Genomic DNA, 3165 nt, shown 5'->3' with positions numbered 1-3165 from the left:
GCCATGTACCGTCTTTTGTCAGAAACAGGGAGCAGACTTCGATGACGATACGGTCGCGAAAAAGGGGCCAGGGCCCGATGGCAATTTGCGTAACCGGAGATGGACTGCCGGTCGTTCGGACCGGACCACAGGGGCCGGATGATACGGACCCGACCATGCCCTGCACGGTGTATGCGGACAGCGGACAACGCAATACGATGCCGCTCCGCCTCTATGGCGGTCCTTGTACGCATACGATCGGCAGGATTTGAGATGCAGTTTGTACGGCACTACTGGGCGATGCTGCTTTACAGGGCACATTACTGGATGTGGGATCGGTGGTTTGAATCCCGCGAGACCGTGGCCACTCACGGGACGCTGCATCAGGACGATCTGTCGCCAATTAATCCGGCCCATGCCGGCTTGTCCTACGAGTATGGCGCGTCACCGCGCCTCGTCCTCGGCTGGATTCTCAAAGGCCTGAACGAAGATCTCAGCAGATTTTCCTTTATCGACTACGGGTCGGGCAGGGGGCGGATGTTGCTGACGGCCGCCCATTGGCCGTTTCGTATCGTCCACGGGATCGAATTCAGCAGTGTTCTGCACGATCACGCCACGCGCAATATTGCGGGCTATCCGAAACACCATCTCAAGTGCAAGGATGTGAAATCGGTCTGCTGCGACGTTATGGATTACGATCCTCCGAAATCCGACTGCATCCTCTATTTCTATAATCCGTTCGAGGCGGAACTGCTCGACAGGGTTATCCGCAAATACTCACATGGCAAGGATGAAGACGCCGAGCGCAGGGTGATCATCATCTACTACAACTCAAAACACCGCAACGCGTTGCACAGCAACGAGCGTGTCCGGTCGCTGCCGATGTCCTGGTTCCTCAAGCTGATGATCAAGCTCTTAAGTCCGCATCCGGTCCATGTTTACCAACTGACGGCGGCCTGATCACACACGATCGTCGGCGACCGGGCGCGGGGTCGACAGAGTGCGTGGCACCTCACAGTGGAAATCCGAACTTCATGATCGCCGACCAGGTCCGGCGATTGATGCTCTCGATCATCCTGATCGATTCCCTGATCTTGCCGATTTCCGAGGCATCCAGGTCCTGGGTCTTGCCGATCTTGATTGCGCTCTTGGTCTCGGCGATGCGCATCAGGATCGTTTTCGCATTCCTGCCTTCGTCATCGAAGGAATAAAGACAGTGATTGTAGCGGTTCTTGTGTTTGAGGACCTTGACCATGTCTTTGGTGAGACCGAGGATTTCCTCTCGCGCCTCCGGTTCGGTCCGTCCCATCTTGGCCAGCCGGTCGACAAGGTCCAGCCGGGCGCGTGTGGTGTTCAAGGTGAGGAAGATGACGATTGCCGTCTCCTTGTCGACGCCGGCCAGCCCTGCGATCAGGTGAATGAGGAGCGTCTCGGTGTTGGTCCAGGAATAGTTCATCTGCCCGACCAGGAGCAGGATTTTCTGAAACTGCTCGGGCAGATGCGGCTGTGTTTGCGGTTTGGTCTGTGAAACGACCATCCTTGGTGAACCCTTACATTCGGGAAGCAGTGGCGCTCTTTATCCTGTCCCGTTCGGCCGGCTTGCCTCGATCTCACCGAAATAGACGGCCGCGGCCTCCGTCCTGTTGCCGACACCGAGCTTTTCTATGATATGGTGCATATGCAGCTTGATGGTGTTTTCCGACAGCGACAGTTCGGCCGCGACAACCTTGTTCTGATAGCCTCTGGCGACCAGTTTCAGCACGTCTATTTCCCGCGCGGTAAGCCTGTCGCTGCGGGCATGTCCGTTTCCCTTGCCGCGCGCTCGTTTCCTGTTTTCGCCGATGGCGAGTTGAGCTGACATTTGTCGGCGTTGTGCTGCATCGGCCGACGGCATGATCCGTTGGGGAATGTACTCGCCGCCATTGATCATCAGCCGCACGGCCGAAAGCCAGATATCCAGCCGCAGGTTCATGGGCAGGAAACTCCTGACCAGCCCGTTCAGCGATGTGTCATTCAAATGATCGGCAAGGGGTCGCGTCTCATTGCATGCGAGACAGACGATCTGTGTCGGAAAGAACTCGCGGAGCCTGTCGTGGTTGGCGCGAACCTCCTGTGACAGGGTCTCGTCTATGATGATGAGGCACACACGCACCTCAAGGTTTTCGATTTTCTGGAAGAGCTGTTTGAAACCGAGCCGCCGTTCGAGGACAAGATCTTCAATTTCGTTTGTCAGCGCGGTCTCAATGCAGTCCGCAAAATTGTGGTTTGGGCCTACAAACACAATAGCTCGGTCCGCCGAGCCGGGGCCCTTGGTCACCCTACTCATCACTACCTCCGTTAAGAGGCCCCAGAATTAAACTGAACTGCCAGGTTTTTGACGGAGGTTGCCCACCCCTCTGGTATTTGCAAAGACTACCAATTCTTGCAGGAGGGGTAAATACATCGATAGGTATATATATCCGGTATTGTCTAGCAAATAGCTACGAAATCCGTGCAAATATAGCCTTTTCAAGCTAGTGAAGCTGGTGTTCTATTCTTGTTAATGACGGAAACAACCCGTGATATCCGGAGCCGTGATCGCCGTGGCCATTTTCGTGTCCTTTGCCTGCCGGACGCCAAAACCGCCTGTTTTCCGGTTATTTCTTGCACGTTCAACAGCTTGAAAAAGAAACGTAATCCGCGTCTTTCGAATTAATACTCAAATATATCTAGTATTAATTTCCGGGTTTTCACACCTCTCAAAACTTAACAGACTGTTGCCGACCGCCGAAAGAGCGGACTTCAAGGCATGGGGTATCTGAAACAGGCAAATGGCGACGGATTCGCCGTTTGGTTGAGGGTGACCTTTTGCCTTTTCGCTTGGCCGCCGGTCAGGAACACAGGAAGGGAGGCAGTGCAAGCCACGGGCTCATATGTTCGGCGTTCGAAGCCGGCGTGGCCGTTCCAAATTAAACCGGACATTCGTCCAGTATTCAAACCATGACAGCTGAGTACCGCTTTGAAGAAGAGTGGCGGTGAGGCTGTCCCACACAAGTGAGGACACTCAAATGGGTTCCAAGAAGTATTGGTGGTGGGATACCCAACATCAGGGTCAACACCAGGACCAGGATCAAGACCAGCATCAAGGTCAGCATCAGGGTCAGGGCCAGAAGAGCTATCAGGGTCAGTACCAGGGCCAGTACAGTG

Annotated in this window: 3 protein-coding genes; 1 reads left to right on the top strand and 2 read right to left on the bottom strand. The window is 54.8% G+C overall.

Translation table 11 applies throughout. The features are described from left to right. Window positions 1-252: 252 nt before the first annotated feature. Entirely contained in the window at window positions 253-939 is a 687-nt protein-coding gene (locus tag AC5E6N_RS23890; protein ID WP_491750152.1) for a class I SAM-dependent methyltransferase, read from the top strand. A 52-nt stretch (window positions 940-991) separates the two neighbouring features. On the opposite strand, the gene AC5E6N_RS23885 is transcribed toward AC5E6N_RS23890, so the two are convergent. Next, the gene (locus AC5E6N_RS23885; protein ID WP_491688491.1) at window positions 992-1516 is read right to left on the bottom strand and encodes a hypothetical protein; all 525 of its coding nucleotides are present in this window, start codon (window positions 1514-1516) and stop codon (window positions 992-994) included. A 39-nt stretch (window positions 1517-1555) separates the two neighbouring features. Beyond that, complete coding sequence (locus AC5E6N_RS23880; protein ID WP_491750151.1) at window positions 1556-2305, bottom strand: helix-turn-helix transcriptional regulator; 750 nt, start codon at window positions 2303-2305, stop codon at window positions 1556-1558. Between the last annotated feature and the right edge of the window lie 860 nt (window positions 2306-3165).

The organism is Hoeflea sp., assembly GCF_984452065.1.
The sequence above is the reverse complement of the archived record's forward strand: the minus strand, read 5'-3'. Positions and strand labels throughout refer to the sequence as shown.

What these genes read in the sequence shown, in the direction of transcription:
- AC5E6N_RS23880 (WP_491750151.1), bottom strand. Translation starts at nt 2,305, where the DNA reads ATGAGTAGGGTGACCAAGGGCCCCGGCTCGGCGGACCGAGCTATTGTG.
- AC5E6N_RS23890 (WP_491750152.1), top strand. Translation starts at nt 253, where the DNA reads ATGCAGTTTGTACGGCACTACTGGGCGATGCTGCTTTACAGGGCACAT.
- AC5E6N_RS23885 (WP_491688491.1), bottom strand. Translation starts at nt 1,516, where the DNA reads ATGGTCGTTTCACAGACCAAACCGCAAACACAGCCGCATCTGCCCGAG.